This is a genomic window from Anoxybacter fermentans (genome assembly GCF_003991135.1).
Taxonomy (GTDB): domain Bacteria; phylum Bacillota; class Halanaerobiia; order DY22613; family DY22613; genus Anoxybacter; species Anoxybacter fermentans.
Genome location: NZ_CP016379.1, coordinates 2,883,834 through 2,902,260 on the forward strand (window position 1 = coordinate 2,883,834; position 18,427 = coordinate 2,902,260).

17 protein-coding genes are annotated in these 18,427 nt (G+C 38.1%); 1 reads left to right on the forward strand and 16 read right to left on the reverse strand.

The features are described from left to right. Positions 1-308: 308 nt before the first annotated feature. From BBF96_RS13085 to BBF96_RS13105, 6 genes are all read right to left on the reverse strand, one after another. On the reverse strand, positions 309-941 hold the full coding sequence (locus tag BBF96_RS13085) for a redox-sensing transcriptional repressor Rex (RefSeq protein ID WP_127017578.1): 633 nt from the start codon (positions 939-941) through the stop codon (positions 309-311). Positions 942-1,037: 96 nt separating this feature from the next. Further along, a complete protein-coding gene (locus tag BBF96_RS13090) occupies positions 1,038-1,640 on the reverse strand; it encodes a lysophospholipid acyltransferase family protein (RefSeq protein ID WP_127017579.1) in 603 nt (200 codons plus the stop codon). A gap of 67 nt (positions 1,641-1,707) precedes the next feature. After that, a complete protein-coding gene (locus BBF96_RS13095) occupies positions 1,708-2,262 on the reverse strand; it encodes a CPBP family intramembrane glutamic endopeptidase (RefSeq protein ID WP_127017580.1) in 555 nt (184 codons plus the stop codon). Between the two features lie 611 nt (positions 2,263-2,873). Continuing rightward, positions 2,874-3,041: a hypothetical protein gene (locus BBF96_RS16495; RefSeq protein ID WP_164731067.1), complete on the reverse strand. Its 168-nt coding sequence runs from the start codon at positions 3,039-3,041 to the stop codon at positions 2,874-2,876. Between the two features lie 450 nt (positions 3,042-3,491). After that, on the reverse strand, positions 3,492-4,901 hold the full coding sequence (locus BBF96_RS13100) for a sensor histidine kinase (protein WP_127017581.1): 1,410 nt from the start codon (positions 4,899-4,901) through the stop codon (positions 3,492-3,494). Next, positions 4,898-5,569 (reverse strand): response regulator transcription factor, encoded by a 672-nt coding sequence (locus BBF96_RS13105; protein ID WP_127017582.1) that lies wholly within the window; start codon positions 5,567-5,569, stop codon positions 4,898-4,900. Before BBF96_RS13105 ends, BBF96_RS13100 begins: the two co-directional genes overlap by 4 nt. A 213-nt stretch (positions 5,570-5,782) precedes the next feature. Here BBF96_RS13105 and BBF96_RS13110 point away from each other — a divergent pair, with 213 nt between their 5' ends. Beyond that, the gene (locus tag BBF96_RS13110) at positions 5,783-7,384 is read left to right on the forward strand and encodes an HsdM family class I SAM-dependent methyltransferase (protein ID WP_127017583.1); all 1,602 of its coding nucleotides are present in this window, start codon (positions 5,783-5,785) and stop codon (positions 7,382-7,384) included. A 23-nt stretch (positions 7,385-7,407) separates the two neighbouring features. On the opposite strand, the gene BBF96_RS13115 is transcribed toward BBF96_RS13110, so the two are convergent. The 10 genes from BBF96_RS13115 to BBF96_RS13160 form a co-directional block, all read right to left on the reverse strand. Beyond that, the gene (locus BBF96_RS13115; RefSeq protein ID WP_127017584.1) at positions 7,408-7,644 is read right to left on the reverse strand and encodes a hypothetical protein; all 237 of its coding nucleotides are present in this window, start codon (positions 7,642-7,644) and stop codon (positions 7,408-7,410) included. Between the two features lie 488 nt (positions 7,645-8,132). Further along, on the reverse strand, positions 8,133-9,710 hold the full coding sequence (gene purH, locus BBF96_RS13120) for a bifunctional phosphoribosylaminoimidazolecarboxamide formyltransferase/IMP cyclohydrolase (protein WP_127017585.1): 1,578 nt from the start codon (positions 9,708-9,710) through the stop codon (positions 8,133-8,135). Next, positions 9,691-10,338 (reverse strand): phosphoribosylglycinamide formyltransferase, encoded by a 648-nt coding sequence (gene purN, locus BBF96_RS13125; protein ID WP_127017586.1) that lies wholly within the window; start codon positions 10,336-10,338, stop codon positions 9,691-9,693. Before purN ends, purH begins: the two co-directional genes overlap by 20 nt. Next, positions 10,317-11,363: a phosphoribosylformylglycinamidine cyclo-ligase gene (gene purM / locus BBF96_RS13130; protein WP_127017587.1), complete on the reverse strand. Its 1,047-nt coding sequence runs from the start codon at positions 11,361-11,363 to the stop codon at positions 10,317-10,319. The genes purN and purM overlap by 22 nt, the downstream gene beginning before the upstream one ends. Next, positions 11,353-12,762 carry an amidophosphoribosyltransferase gene (gene purF / locus BBF96_RS13135; RefSeq protein ID WP_127017588.1) on the reverse strand — a complete coding sequence of 470 codons (1,410 nt, stop codon included), beginning with the start codon at positions 12,760-12,762 and terminating at the stop codon, positions 11,353-11,355. Before purF ends, purM begins: the two co-directional genes overlap by 11 nt. Continuing rightward, entirely contained in the window at positions 12,741-14,954 is a 2,214-nt protein-coding gene (gene purL, locus BBF96_RS13140) for a phosphoribosylformylglycinamidine synthase subunit PurL (protein WP_127017589.1), read from the reverse strand. The genes purF and purL overlap by 22 nt, the downstream gene beginning before the upstream one ends. Beyond that, complete coding sequence (purQ, locus tag BBF96_RS13145; protein ID WP_127017590.1) at positions 14,948-15,664, reverse strand: phosphoribosylformylglycinamidine synthase I; 717 nt, start codon at positions 15,662-15,664, stop codon at positions 14,948-14,950. Before purQ ends, purL begins: the two co-directional genes overlap by 7 nt. A 2-nt stretch (positions 15,665-15,666) precedes the next feature. Continuing rightward, positions 15,667-15,924 carry a phosphoribosylformylglycinamidine synthase subunit PurS gene (gene purS, locus BBF96_RS13150; RefSeq protein WP_127017591.1) on the reverse strand — a complete coding sequence of 86 codons (258 nt, stop codon included), beginning with the start codon at positions 15,922-15,924 and terminating at the stop codon, positions 15,667-15,669. A gap of 24 nt (positions 15,925-15,948) precedes the next feature. Then, positions 15,949-16,656: a phosphoribosylaminoimidazolesuccinocarboxamide synthase gene (gene purC, locus BBF96_RS13155; protein ID WP_127018270.1), complete on the reverse strand. Its 708-nt coding sequence runs from the start codon at positions 16,654-16,656 to the stop codon at positions 15,949-15,951. A gap of 20 nt (positions 16,657-16,676) precedes the next feature. After that, positions 16,677-18,068 (reverse strand): lyase family protein, encoded by a 1,392-nt coding sequence (locus tag BBF96_RS13160; protein ID WP_335876630.1) that lies wholly within the window; start codon positions 18,066-18,068, stop codon positions 16,677-16,679. Between the last annotated feature and the right edge of the window lie 359 nt (positions 18,069-18,427).

Consider the following 18,427-nt stretch of genomic DNA (forward strand, 5'->3'; position numbering starts at 1 on the left):
TCGGGTACTACACAAAGCTAATTTTTGCTTCACAGTGAAATTTTTCAAACCATCTAAAGTTAGATCTCAGTCGAAATAAGGCACACTAATCAACGGGCCCTCCTGGCCCCTGATTAGCTCATCACATCCTATGATGAAGCCTTATTTCTCCTTCGATCCCACTAAGATGGTTTAACAAAAAATTTCAATAACGCTCAAAATTAGCTTTATGCAATTTAATTCAAATTGTTATCCACAACCTACGAAAAAGTATAAATTCCTAAACATCAAAGAAAATCCCCCTACCAAAAGGTCAGGGGGATTTTTAATTATTCATTTCGTGCCAAATGGTACACCAGACCAATAATTCCTACAGATAAATCTTCATTTTTGACCTTAACATCCTCCGGAACAATAATTCTGGTTGGCGCAAAATTCCAGATTGCCTTAATTCCAACACTAACCAATTGATCAGCCACTTGCTGGGCACTTGCAGCAGGAACTGCAATGATCCCCATTTTGATATTGTACTTTTCCACAACTTCTTTTAAATTTTTAATACTCTGTACGGTAATACCGGAGATGCTATTGCCAATTTTATTTAAATCAGTATCCAAAACAGCTTTTATTTCCAACCCCAATTTACGGAAACCTTCATAATTGACCAATGCACGCCCAAGGTTTCCAGCACCGACTAGAACTATCGGCCAATGATTATTTAAACCCAGAATTCGTTCCAGATTTTTTAAAAGTAACTTAACTTCATAACCTACTCCCCGGCGTCCAAACTCTCCATAATAGGATAAGTCTTTCCGCACCTGGGTTGAAGGCACACCAATTCTCTCTCCTAACTCTTTGGATGAAATCACTTCAATATCCATTTTGTCTAATTTGGCTAAACAGCGATAATATAAAGGCAAACGCTCAATTGTGGTTCTGGGAATTGCTATCTTCCCCTTCATCCCAATTCCTCCTTATAACTAAAAACTCCGCTTCTCCCCTGAAACAAAAACTATATTACCATTATACTATATACTACTAAAAAATTCAATTTTCTATCAATAACAAATCTTGTAATAAAGATCTAACATAGATTTATGTAATTCATTTGTTAAGATATCTATCTCTTCTTTGGTATTTTCTCTTTTCTCTACAGAAATAGGTTTTCCAAATATTATCCTTACTTTTGGTCTTTTAAATAAACCCCAAAACCTGACTTTCTCTAGACCGGTTATAGCTGCAGGATAAATGGGAACATTCCCGATTAAAGCCAACCGAGCAGCTCCTTTTTTAATATTTCCGAACTCCTTTTTCCTCCGGGTTCCTTGAGGAAAAATGCAGACATATTTATTTCCTGAAAAAAGTTCAATTGTTCTTTTAATACTATTTACCCCGGGCCGCTGACGATTTACAGGTATCACTCCCAACCAATTTAACATAGGAGCAAGAAAAGGAAAACGAAAAATTTCTTCTTTAGCAATATGGTGTATCCAGGTAGGATACAAGACATAACTAATTAAAATAGGATCCAAAGCATGTATATGGTTTACCGCTATTAATGCTCCACTGTCTTTCGGTAATTCAGGATAATTTATAACCTCCAGACGTATAAAAACTGGTATAATCATATCAGCAATTATTTTTAAAATTTTATATCCCATCCCCAACACACCCTTTAAAAAATTTTTTCATTATAATTAATATTTCGCTTATAAAATTAAATATCCTTCAAAAAGCGATTCTTTTTTGAATATAGAGCCCCGCCATGAAATTATTTGTAAAATGAACAATAACGGTAATTAGAAGACTACTGGTAGCCAAATAGAGCCAGCCCAAAAATAAACTAATAAGAAAAGCATAAAGTCCGTGAGCCCATAGTTTTTTAATAAAACCCCAATGCAGAATTGCAAAAATTACAGAGGTAAGCCAGATTCCCAGATGGGATTGGAGTAATCCTCTGAAAAAAAGTTCCTCTATAAAAGCAGGAGGTAAAGAAATTAAAAGTAAATCATAGTTATCAATTCCTTTTAATATATTAATTACTGTTTCTTCCATATTATTTTTAAATTCAGACCAGACTTCACTTAAAATCAAACTAAATAATCGAATCCCTATACCAGCTAAAAAACCATAATATACAATCTCCAATAAGTTCAGCTTTCCCTTCCAGAAATCTGCCGTTATGAAAGTCCTGTTAAAAAAATAATAAAACCCAAGTGTAAATAGTAAAAGTCCACTTTGACTTATCACTATGATTACTTTTAAATTACCATTCCCCCTCATCTGACTACCTCCGTTTTTTGTTTCGTTCCAATCATAATCAGCATTAAATAATTTACCATTAATTATGCAAGAGATGCCCTTTCCAAAATTGTTCTTTAAATTCGGGTTATTTTCTTACATATGATTATACTGCAAAAAGCTAATTTTGAGCGACATAGAAATTTTTCGCTAAACCATCTTAGCGAGATTTCCGACGAAATAAGGCCTCATCACAGGAGGTGATGAACTAATCAAGGGCCAAGAGGGCCCTTTAATTAGGAAGCCTTATTTCGGCGGAAATCGAACTTTAGATGGTTTAAAAAATTTCTTTTGAAACGAAAAATTAGCTTTTCGCAATATAATCATATATAGTATAACATATTTCACCTTTAAATTCAATAATATCAATATTTTTTGGTAATACATATAGTATCAAAAAAGTAAGAACAAAATACCTATCTAGTACTTTACCGTATTCATTAATCTTATTTCACTACAAAAAGCTAATTTTGAGTGACATCAAATTTTTTCGCCTTTCATCTCTCCAATAAATTGGAGGTAATTCCTAAAAGAAACGTCCTAAATCTTTCTACTAAAAGAAAAAGTCCCCTGTTAGAAGGGGGACAGACTTTCTAATTAACATTTTCTAATTTTTCAACATGATCCTTTCTAATACTTAAGATTTTAAAATTTTTATCATTAACTATTCTGTAGGTAACTTTATTTACCTTAAGAACTGTTCCTTCATGCCATTCCCCAAGAACATTTTTATATCTTACCCTATCATTTACTTTAATCATTGGCAATACCTCCCTTTTAGTAATGGTAATTTTCCTGAAAATAATCTGTTATATATTTTTCTGTTAACGAACCTATGATAATTAGATTCGTTATAATCGAAAAAATTCCTTCAATAATTTATAATTTTAATGTAAAAAATTAAGAAAATGTAGCTAAGTTTCCACTAACCAAAACAGGCTAATTTATATAAATATATAACCCAACAACCATAAATATAATATATTATTTTTGTTAAAATGTAAAGACTTTTTAGATTTTAATATTTATTTTTGTTACATATGTAATTCTTTCCTTAATAATGGAATTTTAAGTCTTCCTCTTTTAAGAGAGTTCTTATTTATTATTTATTTTTACCACATTTTTTATTTTTTAAACATATTAAGGACTGCAAAATGCAGTCCTCTTCTATAAAAAATAGTCCTCTAGACGAATTTAAGTTTAAGTTAAAGTTAAACACTTTTGATTGTAAAGCTAAAAACAGACCCCTTTCCTACTTCACTTTTTACATCCACTTTCCCGCCATGCCGTTCAATAATCTCTTTGACAATAGCCAGGCCCAGACCTGTTCCCTCTTCTTCACCCCGGGTACGGGCTTTATCTACCTTATAAAAGCGATTCCAGATATGATCCAGTTCCTCAGCAGGAATTCCACACCCCTCATCTTCTACCTCCACTTTAATCATCTCATCCTCCATATTAGCCCGTATCCAGATAGTGGAACCGGGTTCTGAATGTTTAATGGCATTACGGACCAGATTAATCAATACCTGGCCTATCCTGTCAGGATCACCCCAGGCTTTTTTAAGATTACTGGCCAACTCTACCTCAATTTTGTACCTACCCTTCTCTATGATAGGAACCAGATTACTAACTGTTTTTCTTATCACTTCTTCTAATTCAAAAGCCATTTTTTTAAATTTTATAATTCCGCTCTCAATCTTAGACAGATCCAGAAGTTCTGTTACAAGGCGGTTCATCCTATCAACTTCATTCATTATAATATTACAATACTCCTCTGGAGAATCCTCATCCTCAAAGATTCCATCTCGCAAAGCTTTTACATAACCGCGAATGGAGGTAAGGGGTGTCTTTAATTCATGGGAAACATTTCCCACAAATTCCCTCTGCAGCCTAAGATGGTCTCTTAATTTCTGGCACAAAAAATTAAAATTAGCTGCTAATTGTCCGATTTCATCCTGTCTATCCACCTCAAGCTGGACATCATAATTTCCATCAGCCATCTCTATTGCTGCTGAGCTGATCTTTCTTAAAGGATCGGAAATAGAACGGGAGAACTGATAGCTTAAAAATATTGCCAATACCAATACAGCTAATCCAATGGTGATAAGTAATTGTCGCAGCTTCTGTATCGTCCCCGAAATGCCGGCAATTGTATTGTATACAAAAACTGCTCCCAATACCTGATTGTTTACTTCAATGGGAACGGCTACCATCAAAATCGGCTCCTCAAAATATTTAAAAGCACCACGAATGGCTATTATTTTTCCATTTAATACTTGAGTCACTGCTTCACGATCCAGTTTTACACCCAACCATCTTTCACCGGCTGTCGCAGCCTGAATCATTCCCTGTCTGTCGGCAATCCAGATATGTTCGTCAATTAACTGAGCCGAACGCTGAAGTTGAGTCATGACAGCAGTATAATACAAACTACCTCTTAACACTGACTGTCCGGCTATGGCTGCTATCTTTTGACCAACATTAATAAATTCCTTTTCTTTTGTCTGAAAATAATAATCTTCAAAAAAATAAGTCAGAGAAATACTTAATATAAAAAGGATCAAAAGAATCAAACCTGTAAAACGGATCATTAATTTCCCAAAAATACTCCGGATCATTGCTTTTCCACCTCAAATTTATAACCTACGCCCCAGACAGTTTTAATATAATCATCCCCGGCACCGCCAAATTTTTCCCGTAAGCGATTGATATGGCTATCTACTGTACGTATTCCTCCATAAAAATCATAGCCCCAGATCTGATCGAGAAGCTGTTCTCTGGAAAAGACCTGTCCAGAATGGGAAGCTAAAAACCAAAGCAGTTCAAACTCCTTAGGGGATAGTTTAATTTCCTTTCCCTTCAACTCAACCTTATGTTGACTCCGGTTTATAACAAGATCCGGAAATTGCAATATAGAAACCTCCTGATTTCCCATGCGCCGAAAAACTGCCTTAACCTGAGCCACCAGTTCATCTGGATCAAAGGGTTTGGTAATATAAATATCTCCACCCATTTCCAACCCTTTGATCTTATCATCCTTGGTATCTTTTGCTGTAAGCATAATAATAGGTACATTAGATTCCCGTCGGAGTTGTTCACAGACTTCCCAACCATCCATAAAAGGAATCATAATATCCAGAATTACCAGATCCGGTCGTTCTTTGCGAAATACTTCTAACGCCTCTATCCCATCCATTGCCACTACAACTTCATAACCTGCATTTTTCAAATATATTTTAATCAATTTACATAGATTTTGATCATCATCTACCACCAATATTTTCATTCTACTCCCTCCCTTTACACCTATATACTCAAATTATAATAAAATCAAAGAATACTGTCAAACCCCGGAAAATTAATATAGACTCTTTATCTTTCCCTTCAATCTATTGACATATAAACTCTACTATGATATAAGGTTAGTTGATAATGAAAAACAAATAAATCCACGGGATCTGGCCCGTGATATGTCTTAAATAAAAATGAGGGATGATTAATGAAATATACTGAGCCTGAAAATAAATATGTAACCTCTATTAGTCCCGAACATCGGAAAAAATTCGGTCAAATTTTTACTCCTGTTCAAATTGCTAAATTTATGGTGAAATGGATTACTGACAAATTTGACCAGGGCCAGCTTCTGGACCCTGCTTTAGGTCTTGGAATCTTCTTTCGCCAATTACCTGACCCCCAATCATATCAACTGGAAGGCTATGAGATCGATCCCAAACTGGCCAGGATGGCTGAAAACCTATTCTCATCACTACTTCTAAATTTGACCTGTTTAAAAAAAGATTTTCTTTTAACTGAAACCAATAAACAATATGACGGAATTATATGTAATCCGCCATATATTCATTTTCAGGATTACAAAGAAAATCTTTCACTCATTGATAAGTTTAATCAGCAATATAACCTGAAATTAAAAGGTTTTTCCAATATTTATGCCCTGTTTTTAATAAAATCCCTCCAACTTTTGAAACCAAATGGAAGAGCAGCATTTATTATTCCATCTGAATTTTTAAACGCTGATTACGGAGTCAGTATAAAAAAATTTCTCTTGAAAAATTGCTCTATAAGGCATCTTATCATCTTTGATCCATCTATTCAGGTTTTTGAAGGCTTTTTAACCACTTCTGCTATTCTTCTTTTCGATAATGAGAAAAAAAAACACCTTAACATCTTCAATGTAAAAAATATGGCTGATCTTAAACAGATAGAAAAATACCTTTACTGCCCTCATAAAAGTTCTAATCTTGATGCTAAAACTTATAGCCTCGATCAATTAAAACCGGAGGTAAAATGGAAGTATTATTATAGAGATTTAAAGATTAATCTCCAATTAGAAAAGTGTTCAAATCTGGTTCAATTTAGCAAATTCGCCAGAGTAAAAAGGGGAATAGCTACAGGTGCCAATGAATTTTTTACTTTATCAAAAGCTGATGCTATTTTACATAGGATAGATCCAAACTATCTTACACCCTGCTTGACCAGAGCTTCACAGATTAAAAATAACATCTTTGATGAAAGAGATCTTCAAAATCTAATTTCTGCTAATAAGAAAGTATTTTTATTAACTGTCAATTCTAAAAAGATAGATGAAAATCTAAAAGCCTATATTAAGTGGGGAGAAAAAAAGGGTTTTCATACCCGTTATCTTACCCGGAAACGTAATCCCTGGTTTTCTATGGAACTTTCTACTCCTGCTGACCTTTTGGTCAAAACTTTTAGCCGCAAGCAGGTAGTTTTTATCCAGAATAATACCAGAGCCTTAAATCTAACCTGTTTTCACAGTATCTATCTAAACTCCTTAGGCCAGCAATATCGAAATATTATCTTTTTATATCTAATCACTGACCTGGCAAAAGAGATATTCGAAGGTCAGAAACGTGAATATGGTTCAGGTCTGGGCAAATTTGAACCCAATGATATAAAACAGACAAAAGTCCTTGATTTTACTACTATCTCTTTAAAAGATCAGGCCATCCTCAATCAACTATATCAGCAATATGTAAAATTCCATAAATCCTTAAAAAGTAATGCTGAAAAAATTTTAAAAGAAGCCGAATCCATATTTTACCAGTATTGGAGAAAATAAAAACCTGACTCCTTAAAAGCAGGTTAACCTTCCTGAAGCATCATTGGTAATCTTAATAAATCTTTATTCAAATACACTAAATGCCCATTTTGATATACAGCAATAATCTCCTGTCTATCTGAAAAAGTTAAAACTTCAAAAGCTGTCTCATCCTGTTTTAAAGCATACCAACAGCATGAACCATTTACTGTTTTTGAGAAATATTTCAAAACCAGGTTTCCGTTTTTTATCACATTTTGATAAGAGAGAGGACAATCCATAACTATACCCCCCTTATATCTATAGTCCTTGTCTAGAATCATTTTTCTGGGACTTTTGTCCTAATTAAGCTATTCTACATCTCGCTCCATTTTCCTGTTTTTATCATTAAATTTTTCTTTTGAAACAAGTTAAAAAAATCTTTGGTTAAACTGCAAAAAGCTAATTTTTCGCTCCTTGAGAAATTTTTCGAACCATCTAAAGCTCACCTTCCACCGAAATAAAGCTTCCTAATCAAAGGGCTCTCCTGGCCCTTAGAACTAGCTCATCACCTCCTATGATGAGGCCTTATTTCGTCGGAAATTTCGCTAAGATGATTTAGCGAAAAATTTCTATGTCGCTCAAAATTAGCTTTTTGCAGTAATAAATAAAAATAGAGTGTTTGAAGAATATTTTGTTCAAACCCAGAAAATTAGTAACACAAAAGAAAATTGACATCTAGACATAGAAAAAGCCCTTCAGAATCATTCATCCTGAAGGGCTATTGTTTTTAATGTTTAAAATGCCGCATTCCAGTAAAGAGCATGGCTATGCCATGTTCATTACAAGCAGCAATAACTTCTTCATCCCGAATTGAACCACCCGGTTGGATTATTGCCCTAACTCCTGCCTTAGCTGCCAGGTCTATCCCATCCCGAAACGGGAAGAAGGCATCAGAGGCCGCTACTGCACCCTTTGCACGCTCTCCAGCTTTATTGATAGCAATCTCCATAGCATCCACACGGCTCATCTGACCTGCTCCTACACCCACCAGAGCGCCATCTTTGACCAGAACAATGGCATTGGATTTAACATGTTTAACAATTTTCCAGGCCAGTCTTAAATCACTAAGCTCCTTTTTTTCTGGTTGAACACTTGTAACAACTTTTAATTCTTCTTCTATCAAATCTTCACGATCTAATTCCTGAACCAAAAGGCCTCCCTGAATCCGTTTTAAGTCAAAAATTGGCAAACTAGCTGGTAGTTCTGGATAAGTAAGCAATTTTCCTACCTCAAGAATCCTTACATTTTTCCAGCGCTCTTTTAAAACAGTTAAAGCCTCCGGTTCATAGGAAGGCGCCAAAATCACTTCAATGAATTTATCTTTACCAGTCATAGCTTTAGCAGTAGTCAGGTCAATGGGTCGATTGACAGCAACAATAGAACCATATGCAGATACCGGATCACCTTCATATGCTTTCTTATAGGCTTCCGCCAGATTTTCTGCTACTGCCGCCCCACAGGGATTAGCATGTTTTATGATAACTGCTGCTGGTTCTATAAATTCCCGAACCAGTTCTAAAGCACCATTGGCATCATTTAAATTATTGAAGGAAAGTTCTTTACCATGCAGTTGTTTTGCCGTGCTAACAGAATTAAAGGCCGGAGCACCAATTTCCCGATAAAAGGCAGCTTTTTGATGAGGATTTTCACCATAACGCAAATCCATTACTTTCTCTAAACGAATCTGCATCCTCTCAGGGAACATCTCTTCTGTCTCTTTCTTTAATAGACCCATAAAATAATTATCGATCATTGCATCATAATTGGCAGTATGGTTAAATGCTTTACCAGCCAGTTTTAACCGGGTTTTAAAACTCAACTCTCCACCTGAACTTCTCAATTCTTCTAAAATTATAGGATAATCAGCTTGATCCACAACCACAGCTACATCTTTAAAATTTTTGGCAGCAGCCCGGATCAGAGTTGGACCACCAATATCAATATTCTCCAGCGCTTCATCCAAATCAACATCATCTTTAGCAATGGTTTCGGCAAACGGATAAAGATTTACCACTACAAGATCAATGGTTTCTATCCCAAGCTCAGCCAACTCTTTTAAGTCATTGGGATTAGAACGGCGCGCAAGAATGCCACCGTGAACGTTAGGATGGAGAGTTTTGACCCGGCCATCCATCATTTCTGGAAAACGGGTAATCTCTGAAATCTGAATAATTTTAAGACCTGCTTCCTCAAGTATTTTCGCAGTACCGCCAGTTGAAATAATCTCTATACCGAGTTCTTTAAGACCCTTTGCAAATTCGACAATCCCTTCCTTATTGGAAACACTAATCAAGGCACGTTTCATTTCTGCATTCCTCCTCTGGTAAAATTATGACTCGTCTTCCATCAATTTTCAATCGACCCGCCTGATAGAGGCGAACCGCTTCTGGGTAAATCCGGTGTTCTTCCATCTGAATACGATAAGCCAGCTCATCACGAGTATCTCCCGTATATACCGGAACTGCTGCCTGGAGAATAATTGGCCCTGTATCCATCCCTTCATCAACAAAATGCACTGTACAGCCAGTCACCTTAACTCCGTATTCCAAAGCCTGGCCCTGAGCATCAAGCCCCGGAAAAGCCGGCAAAAGGGATGGATGAATATTCATTATCCTGTTCGGAAAATGGTGCAAAAATACCGGGGATAAAAGACGCATAAATCCGGCCAGAAGAACCAGATCTGCATCTGCTTCTTTGATCATCTTCACCATCTTCAACTCATAGTCTTCCCTGGAATTAAATTTTTCACGTCCGACATAATAGGCCGGAATTTTATTCTTTCTTGCCCTGGTCAAAGCATAGGCATCAGGGTTATCACTGATCACAAGAGCTATCTTTGCATTGAGTTCCCCACTTTTAATGGCATCAATAAAGGCCTGAAGATTTGTTCCCGAACCTGAAGCCAAAACCGCTAAACGGATCGGATCTGACATGCAGCTTCCCCCGCCTTTCTCTGAGTTACCTCACCAATCACATAACTTTCTTCTCCCATCTCACTTAAAAGTTCCTGGATTTCTTTAAGTTCCTCCGGTTTAACTATTAAAACCATACCGATCCCCTGGTTGAAAGTACGATACATCTCCATCTTCTCAACCCCGGATCTTTCTATAATCTCAAATATAGCCGGCCGTGGCCAACTTCCTTCATCAACAACAGCTTTTAAACCTTTAGGTAAAGAACGCGGTATATTTTCCAAAAGTCCCCCACCAGTAATATGAGCAATTCCACCAATGGTAAATCTATCAAGCAAAGCAAGAACCGGTTTTACATAAATCCGGGTTGGTGTCAAAAGTACTTCTCCTAAAGGAAGTCCCAGTTCGGGTAAAACCATATCCAACTCATATCCCCGCTCTTTTGAAAAGATCTTTCGCACCAGAGAATAACCATTACTATGAATACCTGAACTTTTAAGACCCAAAAGAAGATCGCCAGCCCTTACATTTTCCCCAGTAATCATCTTTTTTCGTTCAACAATTCCTACCGCAAATCCTGCCATATCATATTCACCAGGCTGATAAAGATCAGGCATCTCTGCAGTTTCGCCTCCAATTAGGGCACACTCTGCTTTAAGACAACCTTCCGCAATCCCACTTACTAAGGCCTCTATCTGTTCCGGAATTACTTTATTTACAGCCAGATAATCTAAAAAAAAGAGCGGCCTGGCTCCCTGGGCCAGAATATCGTTGACACACATGGCCACAAGGTCAATTCCCACTGTATCGTGACGATCTAAAGCCATCGCAATTTTTATTTTACTTCCCACACCATCAGTTCCCGAAACCAGAACCGGTTCTTTCATTTTTTCAATATCCAGTTTGAAAAGACCGCCAAAGCCTCCGAGTCCTGCTAGAACAGCCGGGTTATGGGTACGGGCCACCAGCCCTTTAATCCGCTCTACTGCCTGATTTCCCGCATCAATATCGACACCTGCATCACGATAACTAAATTTAGACCCCACAACATTTCCTCCCCTCTTCAAGGGAATATTTACCTGTTCCTTTACCTATAGGATAATTACCATCAAAACAGGCAGTGCAAAACCCCAATTCTGTTCTGGCCAGTGCCTTCAACATACCAGCCTGGCTCAAATAAGTTAAAGAATCAGCACCAATATAATTACAAATCTCCTCTACACTCATCCTGGCTGCAATCAGTTCACGCCGATTGGAAGTATCTAAACCATAATAACAGGGATAAACAACAGGTGGTGAACTGACACCAAAATGAACCTCTTTTGCTCCCTTCTCCTTTAGCATTTTGATAATCCGCTTGCTGGTTGTCCCGCGTACAATAGAATCATCTATTAAGAGAACCCGTTTTCCCTTAATAATCTCGCAAATAGGATTTAATTTTAACTTTACCTTTATATCACGAATCTCCGGTTCTGGCGAAATAAAGGTCCTACCTACATAGCGATTTTTTATCAATCCCCATTGAAAAGGAATCCCCTTTTCTTCTGCAAACCCCTGAGCTGCTGAAATTCCAGAATCAGGAACAGGGACTACCACATCAATTTCTGCCGACATTTCCCGGGCCAGCGCCCTTCCCATCTCCATTCTGGCCAGATGTACATTTTGTCCGCCAATTATACTATCAGGACGGGCAAAATAGATAAACTCAAAAATACAGAAGGCAGAATGGCCTTCCGCATACTGAATCGAACAAACACCCTGTGAGTTAATTATAACCATCTCACCGGGTTTAATATCACGGACGTACTCAGCTCCCACAATATCCAGAGCACAGGTCTCAGAAGCTAAAACATATCCATCTCCCAGTTTACCTAAAGAGAGAGGCCGAAAACCATAAGGATCCCGAATTCCGTAAAGATTATCTTTGGTAAGCAAAACCAGACTGAAAGCTCCTTTAATCTGTTTAAGACAGTCCAGAATTGAATCTTCAATATTCTTTTCCCGGGAACGGGCAATTAAATGAGCAATCACCTCAGTATCCAGTGTAGTATGAAAGATAGAACCCTCTTTTTCCAATTGTCTTCTAATCTTATAGCCGTTGACCAGATTTCCGTTATGGGCCAGGGCCAGCATTCCTTTGCCAGAGTTGATTAAAAGGGGCTGAGCATTGCTTAAGAGGCTGGAGCCTGTGGTAGAATAGCGAACATGACCAATGGCTCTATCCCCCTTTAACTTACGCAAATTATTTTCGCCAAATACGGAACTAACCAAACCCATCCCTTTATGAATGCTAAAATCCCCATCCTCAGAAACGACAATTCCTGCACTCTCCTGACCCCGATGCTGTAGAGCATGAAGACCAAAATAAGTCAATTGGGAGGCATTTTTTCGACCAAAGATTCCGAATATGCCGCACTCTTCTTTTATCTTTGGTTCATAATACATGGAATAGCCTCCTCCCATCTGAATTTTAGTTGGGTAACTTCTACTTCAATCCAATTATTAATCTTCAATTTATCACCCTGAACCCGGCCCAATCTTTGGACAGGGACATTATTTACACTACATATAGTCATAAACCGCTCAACATCTTTCTCTTCAATGGTAACTATAATCCGGGATTGGGTTTCACCAAAGAGCAGAGCATCAGGTCGAATTTTATCTTCATCTAATTCAATTACTGCCCCTAACCCCTGTTCAAATGTACATTCAGCAAGAGCCACCGCCAATCCACCTTCTGCACAGTCATGAGCCGATTTTATAATCTTTGCTCTTATTGCATCCAGAACAGCTTGTTGAACTGCTTTTTCCAATTTAAGATCAAGCTCAGGTACCTGACCTGTTTCAAGACCGTAAATTAAAGACAAATACTCGCTGCCGCCCAACTCTTCTTTGTTAATACCAATAAGAAATATCAAATCACCCTCATCTTTAAAGCTTATGGTAACCGCATCTTCAAAATTTTCTAAAACACCCACCATTCCAATAATTGGGGTTGGATATATTGCTTTACCTGAACATTCATTGTAAAAACTAACATTACCTCCGGTAACGGGAGTGTTTAAAGCCAGACAGGCCTCTCTCATTCCGGCAATCGATTCTTTAAATTGATAAAATATCTCCGGCTTCTCAGGATTACCGAAATTCATTCCATCTGTAATGGCCAGCGGTTTGCCACCGCTGCAAACCACATTCCGGGCCGCTTCTGCCACCGCAATCATGGTACCACGACGCGGATTTAGATAACAATAGCGACTATTACAGTCAGTCGAGATCGCAAGACCCCGATCTGTACCTTCTACACGTATAACCGCAGCATCAGAACCTGGAAGAACCACAGTATTACTCCTGACCATATGATCATACTGCCTATAAATCCAGGCTTTACTGGCAAGATTAGGACTACTTATTAATTTAAACAAAATTTCATTATATTCTTCATCTGCCGGTAATGGGATTTGATTTAAGTCAAATTTCTCTACTTCATCCAGATAGGCCGGACGTCTGCTCTCCGGATGGTATACAGGTGCATCATGGGCTAAAGAGCGGGCTGGAAGTTGAGCCACGATTTTGCCATTTTCCTTAATGGTCAAATTGCCATCATCGGTTACCTTACCGATAACCACAGCATTTAAACCCCACCGTTCAAAAATAGCTTTTACCTCTTCTTCACGCCCTTTCTTTGGAACCACCAGCATCCGCTCCTGGGACTCAGAGAGCATAAAGTCATATGGAGTCATACCTTCTTCCCGGGCAGGAACTAATGCCACATCCAATTCAATTCCCGTACCGGCTCTGCTGGCCATTTCACAGGAAGAACTTGTAAGCCCTGCAGCTCCCATATCCTGAATACCAACTACAGCTCCGGTTTTTATCAGTTCCAGGCAGGCTTCCATCAGTAATTTTTCCATAAAAGGATCTCCCACTTGAACCGACGGCCGATTCTCTTCCGAATTTTCGCCTAACTCCTCAGAAGCAAAGCTGGCGCCTTTAATACCATCCCGACCAGTAGCAGCACCTACTATCATAACCGGATTGCCAACCCCGGATGCAGAAGCAGTAACCATATCACTGACCGGCATTACCCCAACACACATAGCATTAACTAATGGATTGCCCTGATAACTTTTATTAAAATAGGTCTCACCGCCAACAGTAGGGATTCCCAGACTGTTACCGTAATCAGCAATCCCCGCAACTACACCGTTAAAGAGGTATTGGACATGTTCATCTGAAAGATCACCAAAACGCAGAGAATCGAGTAACGCAATTGGTCGAGCACCCATAGCAAATACATCCCGTACTATCCCTCCCACACCTGTGGCAGCGCCCTGATATGGTTCGATAGCAGACGGATGGTTGTGACTTTCAATCTTAAAGACGGCAGCCATACCACCACCAATATCGATAATTCCGGCATTTTCACCCGGCCCCTGTAAAACACATTCACCTTCAGTGGGAAGAGTCTTTAATTGAGCCTTAGAATGCTTATAGCTACAGTGTTCAGACCACATTACACCATAGAGAGCCAATTCCAGATCATTGGGTTTACGGCCTAAAATTTCAATAATTCTCTGATATTCATCATAGGTTAAACCATTGGCAGCCAGTTTTTCCTTAAGTTCTGCTGTTAACATGGGAGTTCCCCCTTCTCTGTCAAATATGCAATAATTGAGTTAAAAATTTTACGTCCATCTATACAGCCATTACCCAGCCGATCATCAACTGCCCTTTCTGGATGAGGCATCAGGCCAAAGATATTTTTACTTTCATTGACAATCCCGGCAATATTGGAGATGGAACCATTGGGATTTACTTCATCAGTCACTTCACCTTCCGGGGTAGCATAGCGGAGAAGAATCTGTCCATTAGCTTCAAGCTTTGCAATTTCCTCAGGATTCAAATAATAATTTCCTTCTCCGTGGGCTATGGGAAGCTGGATTACTTCTCCTTTTCTCATCTGATTAGTAAAAGGGGTATCGGCATTCTCCACTCTAAGATAGATATATTCACATTGAAATTTCAGACTCCGGTTTTTTTGCATCGCTCCCGGTAAAAGTCCCGCTTCCAATAAAATCTGAAAACCATTACAAATTCCTATGACCAGTCCTCCCTTTCGGGCAAATTTCTGTACCTCCTCCATTATCGGAGCAAACCGGGCTATTGCTCCTGCTCTCAAATAATCCCCATAGGAAAAACCCCCGGGAATGATAATACAGTCAAATCTATCAAGAGATACTCTATCAGCATGCCAGAGATATTCAGCAGTATGGCCCATAAACTCTACAGCATATTTACAATCATGATCACAGTTGGAGCCGGGAAAGACTATGATTCCAAAATGCATCTTTACTCCTCCTCCAGTGGAAAAATCTCATAGATATAATCTTCTATAACTGGATTGGCCAGCAGACGTTTGCAAATCTCTTCTACATAGGCTTCTGCTGTTTTGACATCATCTAGATTTACAACAAACTCCATAAACTTACCTATTTCCAATCCTTTAACCTTATCATACCCCATTGCCTTAAGGGCCCGGGTAACCGTAGAACTTTCTGGATTTAAGATACCTTTCCGCGGCATAATCTTTAATTCAACTCTAAACATCAGCAAAATCTCCTCCTTTTCTTTTTAACCCCGCACCCGGCGCAAAATCTCCTGATATGCTTCCTCGACCTTCCCCATATCCAGACGGAACCGATCTTTATCCAGTTTATCACCCGTTGATTTATCCCATAACCGGCAGGTATCTGGAGAAATTTCATCTGCCAGAAGAATTTTACCCTCAGGGGTTTTACCAAACTCTAATTTATAATCCACCAGATCAATTCCTAATTTCCTGAAATATTCAATCAAAATAGAATTAATTTTTAATGCTTCCTCTCTTAAGTATACAACCTCTTCAGGTGCTGCAATATTTAAAACCCTAATGTGATCTTCTGTAATCAAAGGATCACCCAGTTCATCATTCTTATAATAAAATTCCACCAATGGAGTTTCCAATCTTATACCCTCTTTAATCCCTAACCTTCTACAGAGACTGCCAGCAGTAATATTTCTTACTACTAATTCAACAGGAATAATCTCTACTCCTTTGACCAGCATCTCCGTATCACTGATTAATTCAACAAAATGATTTTCAACACCTAAATCACTTAACATTTTAAAAATGGTAGCAGAAATCAGGTTATTGTACCTGCCTTTATTATCAATAGTACCTTTCTTCTGCCCATTAAAGGCAGTGGCATCATCTTTAAACTCAACCCAGAGAATACCGGGTTTATCAGTTGCAAAAATTTTTTTAGCCTTTCCTTCATAACGTAATTCTAATTTCTGAATTGCCACAGTAAACATCCCCCTTAGAAATTTTTTAATTTCTCTTTCCACTCACGAACAATGAATTCAGTTTTTTCTACAGCCTGGCCCAGATACCGTTCTGGATTTTGAATCAAAAGTTTTTGTTCATCTGTAAATCGATCCCAATATTTTTTCATCTCCTCATCTTCTAACATCAATTGATAGACTGTCTTACCCGTCTCCTTTGCCTTAAGTGTCTTAAGCCTGACTGCCTCATGGGCATCTGGGTGGCCGTAACCAGCCAGGAGAATATACAGCGGTTCAGCAATAAATGATTCCCGGGTCTTATCAAAATTTGCTTTCATCTGCTCCCGGTTGACCCACATATTACTGATTACCCGGGTCAAACGCCTAATAGAAAGCACCAGTCCAGCAATTATCTCTACCACAAATCGCCCAGATGCAGAATTGGTTAAATCCCTTTGGTGTTCAGAAATCTGGTCCAGATAAAGGGTAACCATCCGCGGCATAAACTCCTTGTACATACTTTTAACATTCTCATAGTTGACGGGATTCCGCTTATGAGGCATTGTTGAAGAACCAATCTGATCAGGTGCAAAATATTCTCCTACTTCATCAATCTCCGTCCTCTGTAAATGGCGCATATCATCTGCAAAATTGGCCAAAATCCCAAAGGTGGAGACAAGAGTATGAACAAAATCCAGAACATATTCAGGTTGAACAATCTGTGATGAAATAGGAGCCGGTTTTAACCCTAACTCAGCTAATACATCCTTCTCAAATTGGATGGGATCATCTATAAATAAAGAACTGGCATTATATGCACCAACTGCTCCAGCCATCTTTCCCCGTAAATTAGCTGCTGCCTTACGGATTTTTTCCATTTGCTGACCTAAACGGCTTATATATAAGGAAAGTGCAAATCCAAAAGTGATGGGCACAGCATGCTGTCCATGAGTCCGACCAATTTGAATAGTCTTCCGTTCAGTCCAGGCAACCTCTAAAAGAACTGTCATCAGATCTTTTAATGCCGGTAAGATTAATTTTTCTGCTGCATCACGATAACGAATCGCAGCAGAAGTATCCATAATATCTACAGAAGTAGCCGAAAAATGAACAAATGGTCTGGCCTCTGGACTCACCCGATTGCGAATACAGTTAACCAGTGCGCGAATATTATGTCTGGTCTTCTGCTCTTCTTTATAGACTTCTTCAGGGGTAATGGTCTTTACAGCTTCTTTTACCTCTTTTACCACCTCAATACCACAAAAACCCCGCTTATGTAACACTTTTATTAATGCCAACTCCACTTCAGCCTGGGTACGGATCACTGCTTCTTCAGAAAGATAATAGGACAAATCTTTAAATTCCTCTTCCGGGATTGAATAACGATGATCCAGCGGGCTTATGTTCTTAAAAATATTTCTCTCCATTATTCCCCTCCTATTCATAATTTGAAAAATTTAAAATGGTTATACCTCCTCATATGAGGCCTTATTTCGACTTCAATCTCACCAAGATGGTTTAACGAAAAATTTCTATGTCGCTCAAAATTAGTTTTTTGCAGTATTATCTAAAATTATATTTACGAACAATTTTTATAATATTTTTATTATTGTTCGTTATTTAGTTGATTCTATGTTTATCATAACATTCTTTAAACCATTATTCAAGACAAAAATCCGAATATTTTTCTTAAAAATAATTTTAACGATAGTATAGTTGAAAAATTTAATAATACCATTCAAGAAGGATGCTCAATATTATTAGCAAAATATATGTCATAAGCCAT